Below are 22,115 nucleotides of genomic sequence, written 5' to 3' on the forward strand. Positions count from 1 at the left end.
TCGCAGGTTCGAATCCTGCACGACCCACCAATTTTAATATCTTACTCAGATATTAAACGTGAAGGATAACGTTGCTTTAGCAACGGCCCGAAGGGCGAGGCGAAGCCGAGTCATCCTGCACGACCCACCACTCTCCGGTGGTACCGAGTAAAAATCTTCGAAGTCAGCACCCGAATGGGTCGTTAGCTCAGTTGGTAGAGCAGTTGACTTTTAATCAATTGGTCGCAGGTTCGAATCCTGCACGACCCACCACTTCGAAGAAAAAAATCCCGCAAGGGGTCGTTAGCTCAGTTGGTAGAGCAGTTGACTTTTAATCAATTGGTCGCAGGTTCGAATCCTGCACGACCCACCAGTGTAGAAAGGCGCCCTAAAGGCGCCTTTTTGCTATCTGCGGTACAACAAATGCTCCGCCCATCTATTCCCGGTGACTTTTCACTCCAGATTCGCTATCTTGTTTAGTATACAAAACACAATTGCCACGCGTTTTGCTATGTCAGGCAAAAGAAAGGCAATATTGTTAAGCCAGTAAAACGAGAAGCCATAATGAGTGTGATGTTTGATCCTGAAGCCGCAATCTATCCGTTTCCGCCAAAGCCTGTCCCGCTGAGCCAGGATGAAAAGCAATTCTACCGCGAGAAGATCAAACGTCTTCTTAAAGAGCGCGATGCGGTAATGGTGGCCCATTACTACACCGACCCGGAAATTCAGCAGCTGGCTGAAGAGACCGGAGGCTGCATTTCTGACTCACTGGAGATGGCACGCTTCGGTGCACGACACCCCGCTTCCACGCTACTGGTTGCTGGCGTGCGTTTTATGGGCGAAACGGCAAAGATCCTGAGCCCTGAAAAAACCATTCTGATGCCCACGCTTAACGCGGAGTGTTCGCTGGATCTGGGCTGTCCGATTGACGAATTCACGGCCTTCTGTGACGCCCACCCTGATCGGACCGTGGTGGTTTACGCCAACACCTCTGCGGCGGTAAAAGCGCGGGCCGACTGGGTAGTCACGTCGAGCATCGCCGTTGAGCTGATTGAACATCTGGACAGCCTGGGAGAGAAAATTATCTGGGCGCCTGACCGTCATCTTGGAAATTATGTCCAGAAGCAGACGGGGGCTGACGTTCTCTGCTGGCAGGGCGCCTGCATTGTGCACGACGAATTCAAAACTCAGGCGCTGGCGCGCATGAAGGCACTTTATCCTGACGCCGCCATTCTTGTTCACCCTGAGTCACCGCAGTCAATTGTCGACATGGCGGATGCCGTGGGCTCAACCAGCCAGCTTATCAACGCGGCAAGGACGTTGCCTCACAAGCAGCTCATCGTGGCGACCGATCGCGGTATCTTCTATAAGATGCAGCAGGCCGTGCCGGAGAAAGAGCTCCTTGAAGCGCCAACGGCGGGTGAGGGCGCAACGTGTCGCAGCTGTGCCCATTGCCCGTGGATGGCGATGAACGGCCTGAAGGCCATTGCCGAAGGGCTCGAGACAGGCGGTGCCGCACATGAAATCCATGTGGATGCCGCTCTGCGTGAAGGGGCGTTGATTCCGCTTAACCGCATGCTGGATTTTGCGGCTACACTACGTACTTAATTCAACACGCCGCGGAGACAAGATGGATTTTTTTAGCACACATAACATTCTGGTTCATATACCGATTGGTGCAGGTGGCTATGACCTGTCATGGATTGAGGCCGTTGGCACGCTGGCGGGTTTACTCTGTATCTGGCTGGCAAGCCTGGAGAAGATCAGCAACTATGCGTTCGGGCTGATTAACGTCACGCTGTTTGCGATTATCTTCTTCCAGATCCAGCTTTACGCCAGCCTGCTTTTACAGCTGTTCTTCTTCGCCGCTAATATCTACGGCTGGTACGCGTGGTCGCGGCAGAACAGCCAGCAGGAGGCAGAGCTGCAGATCCGCTGGCTGCCCTTGCCGAAAGCCATCGCCTGGTTCGTCGCCTGCGTGGTGGCCATTGGCTTAATGACCGTCTACATCAACCCGGTGTTTGCGTTCCTGACCCGCGTCGCCGTTTCGGTCATGTCCGGTATCGGCCTGAACGTGACGATGCCAGAGCTGCAGCCGGATGCTTTCCCGTTCTGGGATTCCTGCATGATGGTGCTGTCGATTGCGGCGATGATCCTGATGACCCGTAAATACGTTGAGAACTGGCTGCTTTGGGTCATCATCAACGTGATCAGCGTGGCGATCTTCGCCCTGCAGGGCGTCTATGCGATGTCGCTGGAATATCTGCTGCTGACCTTCATTGCGCTGAACGGCAGCCGGATGTGGATTAACAGCGCGCGTGAGCGAGGCTCTCACGCGCTTTCCAGCTAGTGGTGATGATGATGTGAATGTCCGGACTGCGCCTCGTTAAGGTGGCAGTCCGGCCCGTTACAGGGCTGATACTCCATCTGGATGGTGGAGTGGCCAATTTCGTAGTGATGCTCAAGAAAATGCTGGATGCGTTCCAGCAGCGCATCATGGTCGTGAGGCGGGATCACCTGGACGTGCAGCGTCATGACCGGTTTTTCCCCCACCAGCCAGACGTGCACATGATGAACATTGCGGACTTCCGGGACTGAACGGCGCAGGCTGCGCTTCAGCTCGTCAATATCCATGGATGCCGGTGCCCCTTCAAGCAGTTCATTCACGCTCTCCTTCAACAGCCGCCAGGCACTGCGTAAGACCAGACACGACACCAGCACGGACAGAATCGGATCGACAGGCGTCCAGCCGGTGTAGAGGATCACCAGCGCGGCGACAATCGCCCCGACGGAACCGAGCAAATCCCCCAGAACATGCAGCGCCGCCGCGCGCACGTTGAGGTTCTTTTCCCCGCTGCCGCGGTGCAGAATCCAGAAGGCCAGGATATTCGCCAGCAGCCCTGCCACGGCAATCACCATCATGGTCGCCCCGGCGATCGGCTGAGGATGCCGGAAGCGCTGTACGGCCTCCCAGACGATAAGCACGGTAATGACCACCAGCGCAATGGCGTTAACAAACGCGGCCAGGGTGGTCAGCCTCAGCCAGCCGAATGTGTGGCGGGCATTTGGTGGACGACGCGCGAACTGCACCGCCAGCAGGGCGAAGAGCAGCGCTGCGGCATCGGTCAGCATATGTCCGGCATCGGCCAGAAGCGCCAGAGAGCCGGAAACCAGGCCGCCAATGACCTCGATAACCATAAACGTTGCCGTGACGCCAAAGGCCAGCATCAGTCGTTTAGCGTTGTCGTTGCCGGGAGAATGCGAGTGGGAATGGGAGTGCGCCATGTCTGCTTTCCTGATGTGTTATTGTTTTTAGTGTAGCGTTTTTAATAGGTTACTCCAAAAAGAAAGGAGAGCCTGGGCTCTCCTTTTTTTGACGGTTCATAACAAATTACTGGGTGGTGCCATCAGTTTTGGTATTGGCGTCGTTACCCACTTTGTCGTTAGGGTTCGGGCATTTGCCGTCCTTACACATCGAGTTCTTATGAACCTCATCCGAACTCATATTGTCATGATTCATGGTGCCGGAACCGCTGCCGTTGGGATGCAGCATCGTGCCGCCGGTGTTGGTGTTCCCGGTATTGATCTGGTTGTTGTCGACATTATTCGGGGCGATATTCTGTTTCGCATCCGGAGCGGGCTGGCCTGCTGCCGCAGCCGCATTTGCATCCCCGTTGCTGTCTGATGTGCCCGTTTCCGCGGCCAGGACGCTGCCGCTGGCCAGAGTGAGTGTGGCGGTCAGGAAGAGGGTTGCCAGTTTTGTCATTTTCATCATGGTGCTCCTGTTCTTGTCGTTACGCTGGATAACATTCTCCAACAGTGCATCTTTTTCAGAGGCGAAAGATTCCGCCTTACGGACTTACGTCAGTAGGGAATCGCGTTTAAGCGTGTAAAATTGGTTGTTACAGTTAAAAAGCTTAGGTTAGATCTCATTTTTCGCTATTTTGTGGCGATTTTTAGGCGAATTCCAGGAATTATCTGCGTGAAGTGTAAAACCGTGTTTACACTTCCTGGTCGACAAGATAGATTGAAAGGATTGCTTTCATTACTAAAGATATGGCAGAGCTGGAAAGAAAATGAATTATCAGAACGACGATTTACGCATTAAAGAGATCAATGAGTTATTACCTCCTGTAGCGCTCCTTGAGAAATTCCCCGCCACTGAAAATGCCGCAAACACGGTTTCTCATGCACGTAAAGCGATCCATAAGATCCTGAAAGGTAATGACGATCGTCTTCTGGTGGTGATTGGCCCGTGCTCCATTCACGATCCTGCAGCCGCGAAAGAATACGCTGCCCGTCTGCTCACCCTGCGTGAAGAGCTGAAGGACGAGCTGGAAATCGTCATGCGCGTCTATTTTGAAAAACCGCGCACCACCGTGGGCTGGAAAGGGCTGATTAACGATCCGCACATGGATAACAGCTTCCAGATCAACGACGGTCTGCGCATTGCGCGCAAGCTGCTGCTGGAGATCAACGACAGCGGCCTGCCTGCAGCCGGTGAATTCCTGGACATGATTACGCCACAATACCTGGCAGACCTGATGAGCTGGGGCGCAATTGGTGCCCGTACCACTGAATCTCAGGTGCACCGCGAGCTGGCGTCCGGTCTCTCTTGTCCGGTGGGCTTCAAAAACGGCACTGACGGCACCATCAAGGTCGCCATTGACGCTATCAATGCTGCAGGTGCACCGCACTGCTTCCTGTCGGTGACCAAATGGGGTCATTCCGCCATCGTTAACACCAGCGGTAACGGCGACTGCCATATCATTCTGCGCGGCGGCAAAGAGCCGAACTACAGCGCAAAACACGTGGCAGAAGTGAAGGTCGGGCTGGAAAAAGCCGGGCTGCCACCGCAGGTGATGATCGATTTCAGCCACGCCAACTCCAGCAAGCAGTTTAAAAAGCAGATGGAAGTGGGCGCAGACGTCTGTCAGCAGATTGCCGGCGGTGAGAAGGCGGTGATTGGGGTGATGATCGAAAGCCATCTGGTTGAAGGTAACCAGAATCTGGAAGGCAGCGAACCGCTTGTGTATGGCAAAAGCGTGACCGATGCCTGCATCGGCTGGGACGATACCGATACCATCCTGCGTCAGCTGGCGAATGCGGTAAAAGCGCGTCGCGGCTGAATTATCAGGCACAAATAAAAAAGCGCGGAAGGCTCCGCGCTTTTTTTATGTCTGGCGAAAATTACTTCGCTTTACCCTGGTTCGCGACAGCCGCTGCTTTCGCAGCGATCTCTTCCGCGTTACCCAGATAGTAATGTTTGATTGGCTTGAAGTTTTCGTCGAACTCATACACCAGCGGTACGCCAGTTGGGATGTTCAGTTCGAGGATTTCGTCTTCACCCATGTTGTCCAGGTATTTCACCAGCGCGCGCAGGGAGTTACCGTGAGCCGCGATGATCACGCGCTCGCCGCTTTTCAGGCGTGGCAGAATGGTTTCGTTCCAGTAAGGCACAACGCGGTCGATGGTCAGCGCCAGGCTCTCGGTGGTTGGCAGCTCAGCGTCGGTCAGCTTCGCGTAACGCGGGTCGTGGCCCGGGTAACGCTCGTCATCTTTGGTCAGCTCTGGCGGGGTGATTGCGAAGCCGCGACGCCACTGTTTAACCTGCTCGTCGCCATATTTCTCAGCGGTTTCCGCTTTGTTCAGGCCCTGCAGCGCACCGTAGTGACGTTCGTTCAGTTTCCAGGACTTCTCAACCGGCAGCCAGGCCTGATCCAGTTCGTCCAGCACGTTCCACAGGGTGTGGATGGCACGTTTCAGCACAGAGGTGTAAGCAAAATCAAAGCTGAAGCCTTCTTCCTTCAGCAGTTTACCTGCTGCTTTTGCTTCGCTTACGCCTTTCTCAGACAGATCAACGTCGTACCAACCGGTAAAGCGGTTTTCGTTGTTCCACTGGCTTTCGCCGTGACGCACCAGGACCAGCTTAGTTATAGCCATCTCTTACTCCTCAAGCATTTTTAGAATGATAACAATTCTCATTATATTGCCGTGGCCGTGCCACCAGCAACGCTTAACCCTAACCATAGCGAAAATAGTCTCTGAGTGTAAGATGCTTGTGAATCCAGGGTTATGATTTTGTCTGCGATCGGCGCTATTTTCAGCAAGGCGCGCAGAAAAAAGCCCTCCGATGGGAGGGCTGGAAATCAATGCGGAATGAAATGATACTCTGTGACGCTAACGTACTCTTCACCCGGGCGCAGCACGCAGTCCGGCTGCGGCCATTCCGGATGGTTCGGGCTGTCCGGCAGGAACTCGCTCTCCAGCGCCAGGCCTTGCCAGTCGCTATACTCTTCGTGTTCGCGCGCCGTCGTTCCGCCGAGATAGTTACCTGAGTAGAACTGCAGGGCAGGGGCAGTGGTATACACCGTCATCTGCAGCTTCTCATCCGCAGACCAGACCTGTGCGGCAGGTTGTTTCACATCACCTTTGGCCTGTAGCAGGAACGCGTGGTCGTAGCCTTTCACCTTGCGCTGATCGTCATCGCTCAGGAAATCCTGGGCGATCGTTTTCGCGCTGCGGAAGTCAAAGCTGGTGCCGCTCACGTCTTTGAGGCCCTGATGCGGAATGCCCATCTCGTCAACCGGCAGCCAGGCATCCGCCAGGATCTGCAGCCTGTGGTTACGCACGTCGCACTGGTTACCGTCCAGATTAAAGTACGCGTGATTGGTCAGGTTGACCGGACACGGCTTGTCGACCGTCGCACGGTACTCAATGGCGATACGGTTGTCGTCGGTCAGCGTAAAGCGCGCGGACGCGATAAGATTCCCCGGGAAGCCCTGATCGCCATCAGGCGAATCCAGCGAGAACAGCACTTCTCCGTCGTTTTGACGAACAATCTTCCAGCGGCGTTTATCAAACCCGTCCGGTCCGCCGTGCAGCTGGTTCTCACCCTGGCTTGGAAGCAGGGCGTACTGCACGCCGTCGAGCTCAAAACGGCTCTTCGCGATGCGGTTCGCATAGCGCCCAACGGACGCGCCCAGATAGGCGGACTGATTGACGTACTGCTCAGGCGAGGCGCAGCCCAGCAGGGTTTCGCGCACGCTGCCGTCCGGCATTGGTACGCGGGCAGAAAGAAGGGTAGCACCCCAGTCCATCACCGTAACGACCATCCCTGCGCGGTTGCGCAGGGTTAACAGGCGATACGGCAGACCATCCGGTGCGAGGGTAGGCGTTTCGTTTAGCACTGTCCGGCTCCTTGTGATGCTTTGCAAACATAGAAGGTTTCTTCGATACCTGTTTTTGCTTCGTACTGCTTCGCCACGGCATCCTGTACGGCAGGAACCAGCTCTTCAGGCACCAGCGCAACGACGCAGCCGCCAAAACCGCCGCCCGTCATGCGCACGCCACCTTTGTCGCCGATGGTGGCTTTGACGATGTCCACAAGGGTGTCGATCTGTGGAACGGTGATTTCAAAATCATCGCGCATGGAGGCGTGAGATTCCGCCATCAGCTCACCCATACGTTTCAGGTCGCCTTTCGCCAGCGCGGAGGCGGCTTCAACGGTACGGGCATTTTCCGTCAGCACGTGACGAACGCGCCTGGCAACGACCGGATCCAGCTCGTGCGCCACTTTGTTAAATTCATTGAGCGTTACGTCGCGCAGGGCGGGCTGCTGGAAGAAGCGGGCACCGGTTTCGCACTGTTGGCGGCGGGTGTTGTACTCGCTGCCCACCAGCGTGCGTTTAAAGTTGCTGTTGATGATTACCACAGCCGCGCCTTTTGGCAGGGGAACGGCTTTAGTGCCCAGCGAGCGGCAGTCGATCAGCAGCGCGTGTTCTTTTTTGCCCAGCGCGGAGATCAGCTGGTCCATAATGCCGCAGTTACAGCCCACGAACTGGTTTTCCGCTTCCTGACCATTCAGGGCGATTTGCGCGCCATCCAGCGGCAAATGATAAAGCTGCTGGAACACCGTACCCACGGCGACTTCCAGAGACGCAGAGGAGCTTAAGCCCGCACCCTGTGGCACGTTGCCGCTGATCACTAAATCTGCACCGCCAAAGTTTTTGTTACGCTTCTGCAGATGCTTCACCACGCCGCGCACGTAGTTTGACCACTGCTGGCTGTCGTGCGTCACAATCGGGGCATCGAGGGAAAACGCGTCCGTCTCATTACCGTAATCCGCTGCAATCACGCGAACCTGGCGGTCGTCGCGCTTCGCACAGCTGATCACCGTCTGGTAATCGATGGCGCACGGCAGGACGAAACCGTCGTTATAGTCGGTGTGTTCACCAATCAGGTTGACGCGGCCAGGGGCCTGGATAACGTGGGTGGCAGGGTAGCCAAATTTTTCAGCAAACAGGGATTGTGTTTTATCTTTCAGACTCATTTTTTTAGACTCCTGATTCGCGATAGTGGACGTCGCTAACGGCACGCAGACGTTCTGCCGCCTGTTCCGCCGTCAGGTCACGCTGGGTTTCCGCCAGCATTTCATAGCCCACCATAAATTTACGCACCGTCGCAGAGCGCAGCAGCGGCGGATAGAAATGGGCGTGCAGCTGCCAGTGTAGATTCTCTTCGCCGTTAAACGGGGCGCCGTGCCAGCCCATGGAGTACGGGAAGGAGCACTGGAACAGGTTGTCGTAACGACTGGTCAGCTTTTTCAGCGCCAGAGCAAGGTCGTCACGCTGCGCGTCGCTGAGATCGGTGATGCGCTGTACGTGCGCTTTCGGCAGCAGCAGCGTTTCAAACGGCCAGGCAGCCCAGTAAGGCACGACGGCCAGCCAGTGTTCGGTTTCCACCACGGTGCGGCTGCCGTCGGCCAGCTCACGGCGGGTGTAATCGACCAGCATTGGGGAACCGTTTTCCGCGTAATACGCTTTTTGCAGACGGTCTTCACGCTCGGCTTCGTTAGGCAGGAAGCTGTTCGCCCAGACCTGGCCGTGCGGATGTGGGTTAGAGCAGCCCATTGCCGCACCTTTGTTTTCGAACACCTGCACCCACGGGTAAGTTTGACCCAGCTCGGCGGTTTGCGCCTGCCAGGTGCTTACCACCTCTTTCAGCGCTTCCACGCTCAGCTCCGGCAGCGTTTTGCTGTGATCGGGGGAGAAGCAGATCACGCGGCTGGTACCGCGCGCGCTTTCGCAGCGCATCAGCGGGTCGTGGCTTTCCGGCGCGTCCGGGGTGTCGGTCATCAGGGCGGCAAAATCGTTGGTGAAGACGAAGGTGCCTTTGTAGTCCGGGTTTTTATCCCCGGTGACGCGCGTGTTGCCCGGACAGAGGAAGCAGTCCGGGTCGTGCTGTGGCAGCGTTTGTTTCGCAGGCGTTTCCTGCGCCCCCTGCCAGGGGCGCTTGGCGCGATGCGGAGAAACCAAAATCCATTGCCCGCTTAACGGGTTAAAACGACGATGCGGATGATCGACGGGATTAAATTGCGTCATGACGGATCCTTAGTCCGGATAGCCCTGCGGGTGGCGTGACTGCCAGTGCCAGGTATCCTGTGCCATTTCATCAAGCGTGCGCGTGACACGCCAGTTAAGCTCTTTGTCGGCTTTGGTGGCATCGGCCCAGTAAGCAGGTAGGTCGCCATCACGACGCGGTGCGAAGTGGTAGCTCACCGGCTTACCGCAGGCTTTGCTGAAGGCGTTAACCACGTCCAGCACGCTGCTGCCGACCCCGGCGCCGAGGTTGTAAATATGCACGCCCGGCTTGTTGGCCAGCTGCTGCATCGCCGCCACGTGGCCGTCGGCCAGATCCATGACGTGGATGTAGTCACGCACGCCGGTGCCGTCTTGGGTAGGGTAGTCATTGCCAAAAATCGCCAGCGAGTCGCGGCGACCCACGGCAACCTGCGCGATATACGGCATCAGGTTGTTCGGGATGCCCTGCGGATCTTCACCCATATCGCCGGACGGATGGGCGCCGACCGGGTTGAAGTAGCGCAGCAGCGCGATGCTCCACTCCGGCTGCGCTTTTTGCAGGTCGGTCAGGATCTGCTCCACCATCAGTTTGCTTTTGCCGTACGGACTTTGCGGTGTCCCGGTTGGGAAGCTTTCAACGTAAGGGATTTTGGGCTGATCGCCGTAGACGGTAGCCGAAGAGCTAAAGATGAAGTTTTTGACGTTGGCCGCACGCATGGCGGAGATGAGACGCAGAGTACCGTTGACGTTGTTGTCGTAATACTCGAGCGGTTTCGCAACGGATTCACCGACCGCTTTCAGACCTGCGAAGTGGATCACCGCTTCGATGGCGTGGTCGTGAAGGATCTCGGTCATCAGCGCTTCGTTGCGGATGTCGCCTTCTACAAAAGTCGGTTGTTTACCGCCAAGACGTTCAATCACAGGCAGCACGCTGCGCTTACTGTTACACAGGTTGTCGAGGATGATGACGTCGTGACCGTTTTGCAGCAGTTGCACGCAGGTATGACTACCTATGTAACCGCTACCACCTGTTACCAGAACTCGCATATTTCGCTCCATTGGGCTTATGGTATGTAATAACCATAGCATAACAGAGACGCGAAAAGTGTGACATGGGATAAAATAGTGGAATCGTTTACACTGTTTTTAAAGTCCGATTATCAGCCGCTGTGGGGCATTGTAGATCAACGGGATAGCAATGTCTTTGTGCAGGTTATCTGAAAAACGGAGGGCGGTGCCCTCCGGGGGTTAATCGATTTTGCTTTGCAGATAACGATACTGCTCACCGTCCGGAACAAACTCCAGCCGATGGGTGATGCAGGAGGGGGCATCTTCGGCATGGTGTGAAACGAAAAGCAGCTGCGTTTCACCTTCGCTAATCAGCACGTCCACAAAGCGGCGGATAAGCTGTCGGTTCAGCGGATCGAGTCCCTGCAGCGGTTCGTCGAGGATCAGCAGCGTAGGGTGTTTTACCAGCGCGCGAACGATCAGGGCCAGACGCTGCTGCCCCCACGACAGACTATGAAACGGTGCGTCAGCGACCCGGTTGTCCATGCCAAGGATATCCAGCCACTGCTGGGCCAGCTTGTGCTGTTTGTCCGACACCGCCTGATAAATACCGATGGAATCAAAATAGCCGGAGAGGATCACGTTGCGTACCGTGGTACTGACCCGGTAATCCAGATGCAGGCTGCTGCTGACATAGCCGATATGTTTTTTAATATCCCAGATGGTTTCGCCGCTGCCGCGACGCCGACCGAACAGCGTCAGATCGTTGCTATAGCCCTGCGGGTGATCGCCGGTGATCAGGCTAAGCAGCGTTGATTTTCCCGCGCCGTTAGGGCCGACAATCTGCCAGTGCTCGCCTGGATTGACCGTCCAGCTGAGGCGGTTAAGGATCGGGCGATCGTCATAAGAGACCATCCCATCCCGCAGCACGATGCGCGGCTGGTGGGGGTCAAGCGCATGGCGGGCCGACGGGGCGTCGGGTTCCGGAAGGGTAATACCATCAAGCTGTTCGCTGTGCGCGAGCTGGGCAATCAGCGCCTGCTTAAGCAGCGCGGTTTTTTCGCCGGTCTCGGTCAGGTTACAGTCGGCCAGTACGCCCGCGTGTTGGATAAAATCCGGAATTTCATCGAAGCGGTTAAGTACCAGCACCAGGGTATATCCCTGCTGATTAAGCGATGCCAGCAGGGACGCCAGCTGCGCACGGGACTGCACGTCAAGACCGTCGAAGGGTTCGTCCAGAATAAGAAGGTCAGGCTCGCTCATCAGCGCCTGACAAAGCAGCGTTTTCCGCGTCTCGCCGGTCGAAAGGTATTTAAAGCGCCGGTTCAGCAGGGCGGTGATACCGAACCGTTCTGCCAGGCGCTGACAGCGGGCGGGGTCTTTCACCTCATCCTGAATAATTTCTGCCGTCGTACGGCCGGTATCGTCTTCGCCAGGGCTGAGTAAATCGGTGTTGTTGCGCTGCCACTCGTCGCTGACCAGCTTTTGCAGTTGTTCAAACGACAGGCGCGTCAGGCGCGTAAAGGTGCTCTGGTATTCGCCCTTGAGGAGGTTGAGCTCGCCCGCCAGCGCGCGGGCCAGCGCAGATTTACCGCTGCCGTTAGTGCCGACAAACGCCCAGCTTTCACCTGCGCGTATCGTCAAATCAGCAATCGTCAGCGTTCGGGTATCGCTAAGACGAAACGTGCCTTGCGAAATATGCAATGATGACATGATTTATCCCTGTTTTTGCAGCAATAGATATCAGGGATACGCACTGTCGGCGCGATTGTCAATGTGCTCAGCACAATGTGGCGATAATCACCCGATCTGCGTTGAACCAGGCGGTGACGACAGTACCTTCTTCTAAACCGTCCGCCTCGCTAAGCGGTATTGTCGCGCAAAGCCGTTGCCCGTCTGCCAGGGTCATCAGCACTTCGCACTGCGCCTGGCCGCGTTCGATATGGCTAATTGCGCCCTGCAGCTGGTTATCTGCTGCCTTTGCGGTGTCGGGATCGCGCGTGATATTGACCCACGGTGCTTTCAGCAGCACCAGCACCTCTTTCCCTTCGTCCAGCTCAAGGCGCTCTGCACTCTGCGCCGTTATGGCGGCTTTCAGACGGGTAGTGCCATCGGCAAGCAGGATTTCAATATGCTGCTGTACCTGCAGATTATCGCGCGCCGTCACCGTGCCAAACCACTGGTTGCGGGCGCTGGTTTGTAATGAGAAGCGGGAAATGGCGGCCAGCAAACTGTCCAGCGGAACGTCGTCGTCGTCGCTCAACACATCAAACGCTTTTTGCTGGATTCGGGCCAGCAGATCGTAAAGCTGAATAAGGCGCTGACCGTAACGTGTCACGATTGCACCGCCGCCGCCTTTGCCGCCCGTGGCTCTGTCTACCAGCGGCTGTTCGCTCAGGGTGTTCATCTCGTTGATGGCGTCCCAGGCGCTTTTATAGCTGATGCCCGCGTTTTTCGCCCCCTGGCTAATCGAGCCTGTTTGTTCTATTTGTTTAAGCAGGGCGATACGTCGCGGATCGGCGAAAAGCTTTTGCTGAAGTCGGAGTGTGAGAAGAATTTCGGCCTGCATAACAGTGTCCTGGCAAAAAGAGTATTGTGACCCAAATGGTGCAGGGCGCAAAGGGTACCGCACAAAAGGGGATGTTTTTCTCACTTGAAAGGGTAGAATAAGCTATTCACAATATCTGGAGAAAACCATGTTAGAGTTGTTGAAAAGTCTGGTATTCGCCGTGATCATGGTACCAGTAGTGATGGCCATCATCCTCGGTGCCATCTACGGCCTGGGTGAAGTGTTCAACGTCTTTTCGAACATTGGTCACAGAGACCAGGCTAAAAAGCAGCATTGATTCCCCACAAAACGCCCGCCTTGCCCGGGCGTTTTGCTCTCAAGATTTTCCCGTTTTCGCCGATAATATTTAACGTATCACACCGGTTTACCTCTTCAGCGGTACGATTTAACGCTGGGATCTCCCTGACGTTACCGTTATATTAATATGTATATAACGCTACTCACAGGAGTTAAAAATGGCACGTACCTGGGTACGCCTTTTCGCAGGGGCAACGCTGACGCTTTCACTTACCGGCCACGCGCTGGCGGACGACGGTAAAATCACGGTCTTTGCGGCGGCGTCGCTGACCAACGCGCTGCAGGATATCGCGGCGACGTATAAAAAAGAGAAAAACGTCGAGGTGGTCTCTTCTTTTGCCTCTTCCTCGACGCTGGCGCGCCAGATAGAAGCGGGCGCACCGGCGGATCTGTTCATCTCTGCCGATCAGAAGTGGATGGATTACGCGGTGGAGAAGAAAGCGATTGATGCGGCAACCCGCGAAACGCTGCTGGGGAATAGCCTGGTTGTCGTGGCGCCAAAAGCCAGCGCCCAGGCGGACATTACCATCAACAAAGAGACCAACTGGACGAGCCTGCTGAACGGTGGCCGTCTGGCGGTGGGCGATCCGGAGCACGTTCCGGCCGGTATTTATGCCAAAGAGGCGCTGCAAAAGCTGGGTGCATGGGAGACATTGTCGCCGAAGCTGGCTCCGGCGGAAGATGTACGCGGCGCGCTGGCGCTGGTGGAACGCAACGAAGCCCCGCTGGGCATTGTGTATGGCTCTGATGCCGTTGCCAGTAAAGGTGTAAAAGTGGTCGCAACGTTCCCGGAAGACTCCCACAAGAAAGTGGAATATCCTGTTGCGATTGTTGATGGACATAAAAATGCGACCGTGACGGCCTTCCGCGATTACCTGAAGGGGCCGGAAGCGTCCGCAATCTTTAAACGTTACGGATTTACGACTCACTGATGATATTGACCGATCCTGAATGGCAGGCTGTTCTGCTGAGCCTTAAAGTCTCTTCCCTGGCGGTTGCGCTGAGTTTGCCCTTTGGGATCTTCTTTGCCTGGTTACTGGTTCGCTGTCAGTTTCCCGGCAAAACGCTGCTCGACAGCGTGCTTCATCTTCCGCTCGTTTTGCCGCCCGTGGTGGTCGGTTACCTGCTGCTGATTTCGATGGGGCGGCGCGGTTTTATCGGCGAGAAGCTCTACGACTGGTTTGGGCTGACGTTTGCGTTTAGCTGGCGCGGTGCGGTACTGGCGGCGGCGGTAATGTCATTTCCGCTGATGGTGAGGGCGATACGCCTCGCGCTGGAAGGCGTGGACATGAAGCTCGAACAGGCGGCCCGCACGCTGGGGGCAGGCCGCTGGCGCGTCTTTTTCACCATCACGCTACCCCTGACGTTACCCGGCATTATTGTTGGCACGGTGCTGGCCTTCGCCCGTTCGCTGGGCGAGTTTGGCGCGACCATCACGTTTGTGTCGAACATCCCCGGCGAGACGCGAACCATCCCGTCGGCGATGTATACCCTGATTCAAACGCCGGGCGGTGAAGGCGCGGCGGCGCGGCTGTGTATTATTTCAATTGTGCTGGCGCTGGCATCGCTAATGGTGTCTGAATGGCTGGCGCGCCTCAGCCGCGAGCGAATGGGGAAATAAGCATGCTGGAACTCCATTTCACCCAGACGCTGGGAAACCATACCCTGACGCTTAACGAGACGCTGCCGGCAAGCGGCATCACCGCCATCTTTGGCGTGTCAGGGGCGGGAAAAACGTCGCTGATTAATGCCATCAGCGGTCTGACCCGCCCGCAGTCAGGCCGTATTGTCCTGAATGACCGCGTCCTGAATGACGTGGAGAATAAGGTTTACCTCTCGCCGGATAAGCGCCGCATCGGCTATGTTTTCCAGGACGCGCGCCTATTCCCGCACTACAGCGTGCGCGGCAATTTGCGTTACGGCATGGCGAAAAGCATGGCTTCGCAGTTTGAGAAGCTGGTAACGCTTCTAGGCATTGAACCTCTGCTCGACAGGCTGCCTTCCTCGCTTTCCGGCGGAGAAAAGCAGCGCGTGGCCATTGGCCGCGCGTTGCTGACCGCGCCCGAACTGCTGCTGCTCGACGAACCGCTGGCCTCGCTGGATATTCCGCGTAAACGCGAACTTCTGCCTTATCTACAGCGCCTGACGCGCGAGATTAATATTCCGATGCTCTACGTCAGCCATTCGCTGGATGAGATCCTCCACCTGGCTGACAAGGTGCTGGTGCTGGAAGAGGGCCGCGTCAAGGCCTTCGGCAACCTGGAAGAGGTGTGGGGCAGCAGCGTAATGCACCCGTGGTTACCCCGGGAACAGCAGAGCAGCATCCTGAAAGTGAGCGTGCTGGAACACCACCCGCACTATGCGATGACCGCCCTGGCGCTGGGTGACCAGCATCTTTGGGTCAATAAGATTGATAAACCGTTACAGTCCGTACTGCGAATTCGCATTCAGGCGTCGGACGTCTCGCTGGTGCTGCAACCGCCGCTGCAAACCAGTATTCGAAATATTCTGCGCGCCAAAGTCGCGGAGTGTTTTGATGATAACGGGCAGGTGGAAGTGAAGCTTGAAGTGGGCAGCAGAACGCTCTGGGCGCGCATCAGCCCGTGGGCCAGGGATGAGTTAGGGATCAAACCCGGCCTGTGGCTTTACGCGCAAATCAAGAGTGTCTCGATCACCGCCTGATTACAGCAGGTGGGTATAAATGTACTGCGCGATGCTGTCGGTGGTGTTGTCGCCGATCACCACGTTAGCACGCGCTTTGACCGCGTCGTCGGCATTGCCCATCGCCACGCCGGTACCGGCGGCTTCCAGCATGCTGATGTCGTTGTAGTTGTCACCGAAGGCGATCACGTCCTGCATTGACCCGCCCTGCGATTCCACGTACTGCGTCAGCCGTTTGCCTTTGCTGTTGCCTTTACGGGCAATATCCACCTGATCGTGCCAGGACCATTCGCACTCCAGACCCAGCGTCTGTTCCACGTGTTTTGCGAAGGCATTCAGTTTGGTGGTGTCTTCATCCGTCAGGGCGAATTTCCAGATAGCCTCAACGTCCTGGGCTGCCTGACGCAGTGAAGATACCTGAGTAAAGACCGGACGCTGCGCTTCAGGCAGGGACAACGCCCAGTTGCTGGTGCGCACCACATGGCCGGTTGGGCGCTCGTACACCATCGCGTTATCCACGTACATCAGGCCGTGAACGGCATGCTCATCCAGCAGATCAATCAGTTGCAGCGCCTGGGGAACCGGCAGCGGGTCGGATGCTAAAACCTTTTTTGCCTGATAATCATACAAATAGGTGCCATTACAACAAATTGCAGGTGTATCTAACGCCAGTGCCTGATAAAAAGGGTGAATGGCAACGTGATGTCGACCCGTTACGATAAGGAGTTGATATCCCGCTTCCTGTGCGCGTTTAAGCGCTTCCAGAGAAGAGGGAAGAAGGTTTTTTTGCGGCGTCAGTAAGGTACCGTCTAAATCCAGAGCAATCACACGCGAGGTCATCTGTTTTCCCGGGTTAATATTGAATTTACGTTTTGATGGGATGGTACACCGAGAGGCGAATGCTTCAAAACTCCTGTCGACAATTCAGCATTCACCGTCAAAAGTTAACTACTTTCATGCGCAGTGAGGAGTGAATATTCATGAAACAAACCGTTTATACCGCCAGTCCTGAAAGCCAGCAGATCCACGTCTGGCGTTTAAATACCGAAGGGACACTCACGCTGGTGCAGGTTGTTGATGTGCCAGGCCAGGTGCAACCGATGGTCATCAGCCCGGATAAACGTTTCTTGTACGTGGGTGTGCGCCCGGAGTTCCGCGTGCTGGCCTATCGCATTTCTCCGGATGATGGCGCGCTGACGTACACTGCCGAAGCCCCGCTGCCGGGCAGCCCAACCCATATCTCTACCGATCGTAAAGGCAATTTTGTCTTCAGCGGCTCCTACAACGCGGGCTGCGTCAGCGTAACGCGTCTGGAAAATGGCATTCCGGTCGAAACCGTGGATGTGGTGGAAGGGCTTGAAGGCTGCCACTCGGCGAATATCACGCCGGATAACCGCACGCTGTGGGTGCCTGCGCTGAAGCAGGATCGTATCTGCCTGTTCACCCTGAGCGACGATGGTCACCTGGTGGCGCAGAATCCTGCCGAAGTGACTACCGTTGAAGGCGCGGGTCCGCGCCATATGGTCTTCCATCCGAACCAGCAATACGCCTACGTGGTTAATGAACTGAACAGCTCAGTGGACGTCTGGGAGCTGAAAGATCCTAACGGCCAGATTGAGTGCGTGCAGACGCTGGACATGATGCCGCCTGACTTCTCCGACACCCGCTGGGCGGCGGATATCCACATTACGCCAGATGGCCGCCATCTGTACGCCTGTGACCGTACCTCCAGCCTGATTACCGTGTTTAGCGTTTCTGAAGACGGCAGCGTGCTGGCGGTTGAAGGCTTCCAGCCAACGGAAACCCAGCCGCGCGGCTTTAATATCGATCACAGCGGTAAATACCTGATTGCAGCGGGGCAGAAATCCCACCACATCGCGCTGTATGAAATTAAAGGCGAGCAGGGTCTGCTGGAAGAGAAAGGACGTTACGCCGTCGGACAGGGGCCAATGTGGGTCGTGGTAAACGCTCACTAAGCGGCTAAAAACAAAAAAACCTCGCGAACGCGAGGTTTTTTTATGCCCGGTGGTTGCCGGGTGAGCACATCAAAACGTAACCAACATGGTTATCATAATGTCGACTCAAGGCGAAGTAAACTCATCGTCAACGAAGGACAAAGAACAGAGAATGATTATCGGTTGTTATTTTTAAAATAATCAGTTGTTTAGAGGCATTTTCTTTATAAATTCCTAAACTGACCTTATCTGTTTTTATGTACAGTAGTGATTTGATATCATTCTGTCCGTTGGCTTGATGTGTTGCAGTTCCGCAATTCAGGATCCGTATTCAGTCCTGGCTGTCGGGTGGTGCCGACAGTGCCTAAACTGCGGAGCACATCAAAACATAACCAACACACCTCTGGTGACAGGCAGCGGAAAGGTAAATCAGGGGAGAAGTGCTCTATACCAAAGGAGTGGCGTATGAGCGGTGTGGAATGGGCAATTCTGTTCCTGCAACTCATGGTTGCGATTATGCAACTATTGGATGCGTATCTTAAGTTTGGAGCCTGACGCATTCAGTCGCAGCAAAAAGGGGGATTAAACTCCCCCTTTTACTCTCATCTTATTACTGCTTCGGCTCAGCAACCACTTTGCTACCCAGACCGCGGTTGTTGTATTCCCACATGCGGTTGAAGTTAGCGTCGTTCAGGTTGCGCTGCACGTTCCCTTTATCATCCATCGCACCGGTATTGCCGGAGAACAGACGTTTGGAGATTGCTGCATCAGCCCACGGCTTCGCCATGTTGAAGCCTTCGTTGATCACGCTGTCGCGGATCACGACCTGGCCGTTAGTGGCAGAGTCCACGTCCAGGGAACGTCCCAGCTGCGCCACGCCGTCACCGGCAGCATTAAAGCGGCTGTTCACGGCCAGGAAGCCGTAGAAGAGGTTAGACTGGGTTGCCGGAGCAAACACGTAACCTTCCTGCTGAGTACGTGAGTTCACCACGCGGAAATCGGTGTTATCAAACACCACCGCGCCGCGACCGGACACCAGATCCACGTCACCTTCAACGTAGCTGTTGGTCACCAGGGTACGGGTCAGGCGGTTATTCTGCAGGGCGTTCTGCACGCCGCTGTTGGTCACGAAGAAGGTGTTCTGACGGCCCAGAATGTTGACGTTGTTAATCTGCACCTGGTCACCATCGCTACGCAGCGCAACGGCCTGGTGGTTACCGGCATCAACGCTGTCGCCCAGGGTATTCTGGATGGTCAGGTTCTGCAGCTGCAGACCGTTATTCTGAGACCAGAACACCGCTGAACACATCACGCCAATGGTGGCGGAACGCTTGCTCTGGCAGTTATCAAACATGTACCACGCCGGTTTACCCGGCATATATTTACCGGCCGGGTTCACCAGGTGACGCCAGGTGTTGCTGTCGATTTCGGAATCAATCGCCAGGCCAATTTTTACGTCGATAGCTTTTTCGCCCAGACCGTAAAGCGTAATGCTGCCTGGTGCGGCCGGAACATACACGGTGCCTTCATATTCACCTGGCAGGATCGCGATGTACTGGCGAGACGCGCTGTGTTTAGTGATGGCAGCATCAACCGCAGCCTGAATAGAGGTATGCGTTACGCCCTGCGCACCCGCCGGGCCTACCACGAAGTCAGGCTGTTTAGGCAGGTTAATAGACGACGGTGTCCACGGTGCAGCGTTAGGATCCATCGCTGAGAAGTAGTGCGCACGGTCGAAGTTCTTCGCTTCATCAGCGGACAAAATCGGGCGGGAGGCGGTACCGGGCGCAACCTGCTCAGAAGGTCGCTGATCCGGTGGGGTTGAACTGCATGCGGATAAGGTCACGCCAAAGGCGAGTGCTAACGCCAGACGGGAAATCCTGGAAATGTTCAAGGTGAAGCTCCTGGGTATGCAAGTCTTTACGGGATAGACGAAATAGCCTGCTTTTTTATACTAAGTTGAGCGAAACGGGAAGATAAAAAGGGTAAAAGTTGCATTTTTAGCCCCGGAGCGGCAGGTAAGTGATCACAAATAAATAACATTTTCCGCAAAGTCGGTTGACAGCAGGCAACAGATGAAAATAAATGTCTATACAACCTATGACAAGTGGAATGCCCATGCAGCAGATTCATCCCGACGATGTAATATGGCGAAATGCGCGACTGGCTACGATGGTGCCGGACGTCTCTGCGCCCTATGGACTGAAAGAGCAACATGCCCTGGTCGTGCGCGGCCACACCCTTCTGGCCGTGATCCCTGAATCTGACATTCCTGCCGGACACCCTCACTGTGTCGATCTCCAGGGGCGTCTGGTCACGCCTGGCCTGATTGACTGCCATACCCACCTGGTGTTTGGCGGCGATCGCGCGGCGGAGTGGGAGCAGCGTCTGAACGGCGTCTCTTATCAAACCATCAGCGCCCAGGGGGGCGGGATTAACGCGACCGTGACGGCGACGCGCAGCAGCTCACCCGAAACCCTGCTTAAGCTGGCGCAGCAGCGGCTTCAGCGACTGATGAATGAAGGCGTCACTACGGTTGAAATCAAGTCGGGATACGGTCTAAACCCCGAGGCCGAAGAGAAGATGCTGCAGGTTGCCCGCCAGCTGAGCCTCAATAATCCGATCGATATCAGCCCAACGCTGCTGGCGGCCCATGCGGTTCCGTCGGAATACCGACAGGATCCAGATGCGTATCTCACGCTGGTCTGTGAGCAGATATTGCCCGCGCTGTGGCAAAAAGAGTTATATGAAGCAGTAGACGTGTTCTGCGAAAACGTCGGCTTTACCCCGTCGCAAACCGAGCGCCTCTTTCAGGCGGCAACCGTGCTCGGCATCCCGGTGAAAGGACATGTCGAACAGCTGTCGAATCAGGGCGGTGCGGCGCTGGTCAGCCGGTATAAGGGACTCTCCGCCGATCATATCGAATATCTTGACGACGCAGGCGTTCAGGCGATGGCGGAAAGCGGCACGGTTGCGGTCCTGTTGCCGGGGGCGTTCTATTTTCTGCAGGAGCGCCAGCGTCCGCCGGTGGAACAGCTCAGAAAACAGGGTGTCCCGATGGCGGTCGCCACCGACTACAACCCCGGCACCAGCCCGTTTGCCAGCCTGCACCTGGCGATGAACATGGCCTGCGTCCAGTTCGGCCTGACGCCGGAAGAGGCCTGGGCTGGCGTGACGCGACACGCGGCGCAGGCGCTGGGTCGTGGTGCAACCCACGGACAGCTGCGGGCTGGGTTTGTCGCCGATTTTATCGTCTGGGATGCTCACCATCCGGTTGAGATGGTCTACGAGCCGGGACGCAATCCGCTGTATCAACGTATTTTCCGTGGGGAGGCAGTATGAGGTTATGGCGGCCCGTAGCCGAAACGGTCTGGCAGGGGCGCGACGACAGCGCCGAGGCCAGCAATGCGACGCGCATTTTCCAGACGATAAAGCAGCAGGGGCAGTTCACGCCGCTTTCATCCGGCATCGCGCTGATAGGCTTTGAATGTGATGCAGGCGTAAAACGCAATCAGGGCAGGCCCGGCGCCGTGCAGGCGCCGGATATGCTGCGAAAAGCGCTGGCGAATATGGCAAGCCATCAGGGGCACGAACGGCTGGCGGATATGGGCTCGGTTTACGTTGAAGGCGACGAGCTGGAAGCGGCACAGCAGGCTTTAAGCGATGCCGTCACGGCCTGTCAGCAGTCCGGGATGCGTACGCTGGTCTTTGGCGGTGGGCACGAAACCGCCTGGGCGCACGGTCGGGGCGTTCTTGACGCGTTCCCTAACGAGCGCGTGGCGGTGATCAATCTTGATGCGCATCTTGACCTGCGCAAGGCCGACCATGCCACGTCCGGCACCCCGTTTCGCCAGCTGGCGCACTATTGCGATGAGCGCGGGCGGGCATTTCAGTACGCCTGCTTTGGCGTGAGCCGGGCGGCCAACACGCAGGCTCTGTGGGAGGAGGCCGAACGCCTGAACGTCACGCTGGTGGAAGATCTCCATTTCAGGCGCGATGCGCTATCTGCGCTGGAAAAAGTGCTGGCGCAGGCTGACCGTATCTATCTGACGATCGATCTGGACGTCCTGCCCGCCAGTGAAATGCCTGCCGTTTCCGCTCCGGCTGCGTTAGGCATACCGGCGCTGGATCTTCTGCCGGTTATCGAACAAATCTGCCGTAGCGGTAAGCTACAGGCCGCCGATCTGGTAGAGTTTAACCCGCAGTACGATCGGGACGGACAGGGCGCAAAGCTTGCCGCCCGTCTGGCCTGGCAAATTGCTCACTGGTGGGCATAATACTATT

General features: G+C 56.2%; 22 protein-coding genes, 2 tRNA genes and 1 other RNA gene. 14 read left to right on the forward strand and 11 right to left on the reverse strand.

Features of this window, described 5'->3' with window-relative positions; translation table 11 throughout:
- The 5 genes from DOU50_RS08845 to pnuC form a co-directional block, all read left to right on the forward strand.
- Positions 1–130, forward strand: a non-coding RNA gene (locus DOU50_RS08845) — RtT sRNA; the annotation flags it as partial.
- 46 nt (positions 131–176) lie between these two features.
- Positions 177–252: transfer RNA gene (locus DOU50_RS08850), tRNA-Lys, on the forward strand.
- Between the two features lie 24 nt (positions 253–276).
- Positions 277–352, forward strand: a tRNA-Lys gene (locus DOU50_RS08855).
- 191 nt (positions 353–543) lie between these two features.
- Positions 544–1,587, forward strand: coding sequence for a quinolinate synthase NadA (gene nadA / locus DOU50_RS08860; protein ID WP_008501105.1), 1,044 nt, complete (start codon positions 544–546; stop codon positions 1,585–1,587).
- Positions 1,588–1,609: 22 nt separating this feature from the next.
- Positions 1,610–2,329 (forward strand): nicotinamide riboside transporter PnuC, encoded by a 720-nt coding sequence (gene pnuC / locus DOU50_RS08865; protein ID WP_024908791.1) that lies wholly within the window; start codon positions 1,610–1,612, stop codon positions 2,327–2,329.
- On the opposite strand, the gene zitB is transcribed toward pnuC, so the two are convergent.
- Both zitB and DOU50_RS08875 read right to left on the reverse strand, forming a co-directional pair.
- Complete coding sequence (gene zitB / locus DOU50_RS08870; protein WP_048992123.1) at positions 2,326–3,264, reverse strand: CDF family zinc transporter ZitB; 939 nt, start codon at positions 3,262–3,264, stop codon at positions 2,326–2,328. The genes pnuC and zitB overlap by 4 nt on opposite strands.
- A gap of 106 nt (positions 3,265–3,370) precedes the next feature.
- Positions 3,371–3,751 (reverse strand): protein YbgS, encoded by a 381-nt coding sequence (locus DOU50_RS08875; RefSeq protein WP_032649499.1) that lies wholly within the window; start codon positions 3,749–3,751, stop codon positions 3,371–3,373.
- Between the two features lie 304 nt (positions 3,752–4,055).
- Between DOU50_RS08875 and aroG the strand changes: the two genes are divergently transcribed.
- Entirely contained in the window at positions 4,056–5,108 is a 1,053-nt protein-coding gene (aroG, locus tag DOU50_RS08880; protein ID WP_024908788.1) for a 3-deoxy-7-phosphoheptulonate synthase AroG, read from the forward strand.
- Positions 5,109–5,169: 61 nt separating this feature from the next.
- Here the strand turns inward: aroG and gpmA are convergent, their stop codons facing one another.
- The 7 genes from gpmA to modE all read right to left on the reverse strand — a co-directional run bounded on the left by gpmA (position 5,170) and on the right by modE (position 12,918).
- On the reverse strand, positions 5,170–5,922 hold the full coding sequence (gene gpmA / locus DOU50_RS08885) for a 2,3-diphosphoglycerate-dependent phosphoglycerate mutase (protein WP_023310804.1): 753 nt from the start codon (positions 5,920–5,922) through the stop codon (positions 5,170–5,172).
- 206 nt (positions 5,923–6,128) lie between these two features.
- Positions 6,129–7,169 (reverse strand): galactose-1-epimerase, encoded by a 1,041-nt coding sequence (galM, locus tag DOU50_RS08890; protein ID WP_024908787.1) that lies wholly within the window; start codon positions 7,167–7,169, stop codon positions 6,129–6,131.
- Positions 7,163–8,311: a galactokinase gene (gene galK / locus DOU50_RS08895; protein ID WP_148769224.1), complete on the reverse strand. Its 1,149-nt coding sequence runs from the start codon at positions 8,309–8,311 to the stop codon at positions 7,163–7,165. The genes galM and galK overlap by 7 nt, the downstream gene beginning before the upstream one ends.
- Positions 8,312–8,315: 4 nt before the next feature.
- A complete protein-coding gene (gene galT / locus DOU50_RS08900) occupies positions 8,316–9,362 on the reverse strand; it encodes a galactose-1-phosphate uridylyltransferase (protein ID WP_061715735.1) in 1,047 nt (348 codons plus the stop codon).
- A 9-nt stretch (positions 9,363–9,371) separates the two neighbouring features.
- On the reverse strand, positions 9,372–10,388 hold the full coding sequence (galE, locus tag DOU50_RS08905; RefSeq protein WP_048992115.1) for a UDP-glucose 4-epimerase GalE: 1,017 nt from the start codon (positions 10,386–10,388) through the stop codon (positions 9,372–9,374).
- Positions 10,389–10,589: 201 nt separating this feature from the next.
- On the reverse strand, positions 10,590–12,062 hold the full coding sequence (modF, locus tag DOU50_RS08910; RefSeq protein WP_048992113.1) for a molybdate ABC transporter ATP-binding protein ModF: 1,473 nt from the start codon (positions 12,060–12,062) through the stop codon (positions 10,590–10,592).
- Positions 12,063–12,129: 67 nt separating this feature from the next.
- Entirely contained in the window at positions 12,130–12,918 is a 789-nt protein-coding gene (gene modE / locus DOU50_RS08915) for a molybdenum-dependent transcriptional regulator (protein ID WP_032649488.1), read from the reverse strand.
- 127 nt (positions 12,919–13,045) lie between these two features.
- On the opposite strand from modE, the gene DOU50_RS08920 reads away from it, so the two are divergent.
- The 4 genes from DOU50_RS08920 to modC all read left to right on the forward strand — a co-directional run bounded on the left by DOU50_RS08920 (position 13,046) and on the right by modC (position 15,897).
- The gene (locus DOU50_RS08920) at positions 13,046–13,195 is read left to right on the forward strand and encodes an AcrZ family multidrug efflux pump-associated protein (RefSeq protein ID WP_008501118.1); all 150 of its coding nucleotides are present in this window, start codon (positions 13,046–13,048) and stop codon (positions 13,193–13,195) included.
- A 178-nt stretch (positions 13,196–13,373) separates the two neighbouring features.
- On the forward strand, positions 13,374–14,147 hold the full coding sequence (modA, locus tag DOU50_RS08925; protein ID WP_048992111.1) for a molybdate ABC transporter substrate-binding protein: 774 nt from the start codon (positions 13,374–13,376) through the stop codon (positions 14,145–14,147).
- Positions 14,147–14,836 carry a molybdate ABC transporter permease subunit gene (modB, locus tag DOU50_RS08930; RefSeq protein ID WP_032641645.1) on the forward strand — a complete coding sequence of 230 codons (690 nt, stop codon included), beginning with the start codon at positions 14,147–14,149 and terminating at the stop codon, positions 14,834–14,836. The genes modA and modB overlap by 1 nt, the downstream gene beginning before the upstream one ends.
- A gap of 2 nt (positions 14,837–14,838) precedes the next feature.
- Positions 14,839–15,897, forward strand: a complete 1,059-nt coding sequence (gene modC / locus DOU50_RS08935) for a molybdenum ABC transporter ATP-binding protein ModC (RefSeq protein WP_048992108.1) — start codon at positions 14,839–14,841, stop codon at positions 15,895–15,897.
- Here modC and DOU50_RS08940 read toward each other — a convergent pair whose 3' ends face one another.
- Positions 15,898–16,716 (reverse strand): pyridoxal phosphatase, encoded by an 819-nt coding sequence (locus DOU50_RS08940; protein ID WP_148769225.1) that lies wholly within the window; start codon positions 16,714–16,716, stop codon positions 15,898–15,900.
- 140 nt (positions 16,717–16,856) lie between these two features.
- Here DOU50_RS08940 and pgl point away from each other — a divergent pair, with 140 nt between their 5' ends.
- Both pgl and tisB read left to right on the forward strand, forming a co-directional pair.
- Positions 16,857–17,852, forward strand: coding sequence for a 6-phosphogluconolactonase (gene pgl, locus DOU50_RS08945; protein WP_048992106.1), 996 nt, complete (start codon positions 16,857–16,859; stop codon positions 17,850–17,852).
- 444 nt (positions 17,853–18,296) lie between these two features.
- The gene (gene tisB / locus DOU50_RS08950; protein ID WP_023332440.1) at positions 18,297–18,386 is read left to right on the forward strand and encodes a type I toxin-antitoxin system toxin TisB; all 90 of its coding nucleotides are present in this window, start codon (positions 18,297–18,299) and stop codon (positions 18,384–18,386) included.
- A gap of 55 nt (positions 18,387–18,441) precedes the next feature.
- Here the strand turns inward: tisB and DOU50_RS08955 are convergent, their stop codons facing one another.
- Positions 18,442–19,725: a putative acyl-CoA thioester hydrolase gene (locus tag DOU50_RS08955; RefSeq protein WP_148769226.1), complete on the reverse strand. Its 1,284-nt coding sequence runs from the start codon at positions 19,723–19,725 to the stop codon at positions 18,442–18,444.
- A 224-nt stretch (positions 19,726–19,949) separates the two neighbouring features.
- On the opposite strand from DOU50_RS08955, the gene hutI reads away from it, so the two are divergent.
- Positions 19,950–21,173, forward strand: coding sequence for an imidazolonepropionase (gene hutI, locus DOU50_RS08960; RefSeq protein WP_148769227.1), 1,224 nt, complete (start codon positions 19,950–19,952; stop codon positions 21,171–21,173).
- Entirely contained in the window at positions 21,170–22,108 is a 939-nt protein-coding gene (hutG, locus tag DOU50_RS08965; RefSeq protein WP_148769228.1) for a formimidoylglutamase, read from the forward strand. The genes hutI and hutG overlap by 4 nt, the downstream gene beginning before the upstream one ends.
- Positions 22,109–22,115 lie beyond the last annotated feature (7 nt).

Origin of the sequence: Enterobacter sp. C6, from assembly GCF_008122455.1 — a bacterium.
Lineage (GTDB): Bacteria > Pseudomonadota > Gammaproteobacteria > Enterobacterales > Enterobacteriaceae > Enterobacter > Enterobacter pseudoroggenkampii.

Bases quoted from the DNA above. Each gene is read 5' to 3' on its own strand.
- nadA (WP_008501105.1), top strand. From the start codon at position 544: ATGAGTGTGATGTTTGATCCTGAAGCCGCAATCTATCCGTTTCCGCCA.
- hutG (WP_148769228.1), top strand. From the start codon at position 21,170: ATGAGGTTATGGCGGCCCGTAGCCGAAACGGTCTGGCAGGGGCGCGAC.
- modB (WP_032641645.1), top strand. From the start codon at position 14,147: ATGATATTGACCGATCCTGAATGGCAGGCTGTTCTGCTGAGCCTTAAA.
- pgl (WP_048992106.1), top strand. From the start codon at position 16,857: ATGAAACAAACCGTTTATACCGCCAGTCCTGAAAGCCAGCAGATCCAC.
- galT (WP_061715735.1), bottom strand. From the start codon at position 9,362: ATGACGCAATTTAATCCCGTCGATCATCCGCATCGTCGTTTTAACCCG.
- modC (WP_048992108.1), top strand. From the start codon at position 14,839: ATGCTGGAACTCCATTTCACCCAGACGCTGGGAAACCATACCCTGACG.
- galE (WP_048992115.1), bottom strand. From the start codon at position 10,388: ATGCGAGTTCTGGTAACAGGTGGTAGCGGTTACATAGGTAGTCATACC.
- galK (WP_148769224.1), bottom strand. From the start codon at position 8,311: ATGAGTCTGAAAGATAAAACACAATCCCTGTTTGCTGAAAAATTTGGC.
- DOU50_RS08940 (WP_148769225.1), bottom strand. From the start codon at position 16,716: ATGACCTCGCGTGTGATTGCTCTGGATTTAGACGGTACCTTACTGACG.
- modF (WP_048992113.1), bottom strand. From the start codon at position 12,062: ATGTCATCATTGCATATTTCGCAAGGCACGTTTCGTCTTAGCGATACC.
- tisB (WP_023332440.1), top strand. From the start codon at position 18,297: ATGAGCGGTGTGGAATGGGCAATTCTGTTCCTGCAACTCATGGTTGCG.
- DOU50_RS08875 (WP_032649499.1), bottom strand. From the start codon at position 3,751: ATGAAAATGACAAAACTGGCAACCCTCTTCCTGACCGCCACACTCACT.
- hutI (WP_148769227.1), top strand. From the start codon at position 19,950: ATGCAGCAGATTCATCCCGACGATGTAATATGGCGAAATGCGCGACTG.
- pnuC (WP_024908791.1), top strand. From the start codon at position 1,610: ATGGATTTTTTTAGCACACATAACATTCTGGTTCATATACCGATTGGT.
- modA (WP_048992111.1), top strand. From the start codon at position 13,374: ATGGCACGTACCTGGGTACGCCTTTTCGCAGGGGCAACGCTGACGCTT.
- gpmA (WP_023310804.1), bottom strand. From the start codon at position 5,922: ATGGCTATAACTAAGCTGGTCCTGGTGCGTCACGGCGAAAGCCAGTGG.
- aroG (WP_024908788.1), top strand. From the start codon at position 4,056: ATGAATTATCAGAACGACGATTTACGCATTAAAGAGATCAATGAGTTA.
- zitB (WP_048992123.1), bottom strand. From the start codon at position 3,264: ATGGCGCACTCCCATTCCCACTCGCATTCTCCCGGCAACGACAACGCT.
- modE (WP_032649488.1), bottom strand. From the start codon at position 12,918: ATGCAGGCCGAAATTCTTCTCACACTCCGACTTCAGCAAAAGCTTTTC.
- DOU50_RS08920 (WP_008501118.1), top strand. From the start codon at position 13,046: ATGTTAGAGTTGTTGAAAAGTCTGGTATTCGCCGTGATCATGGTACCA.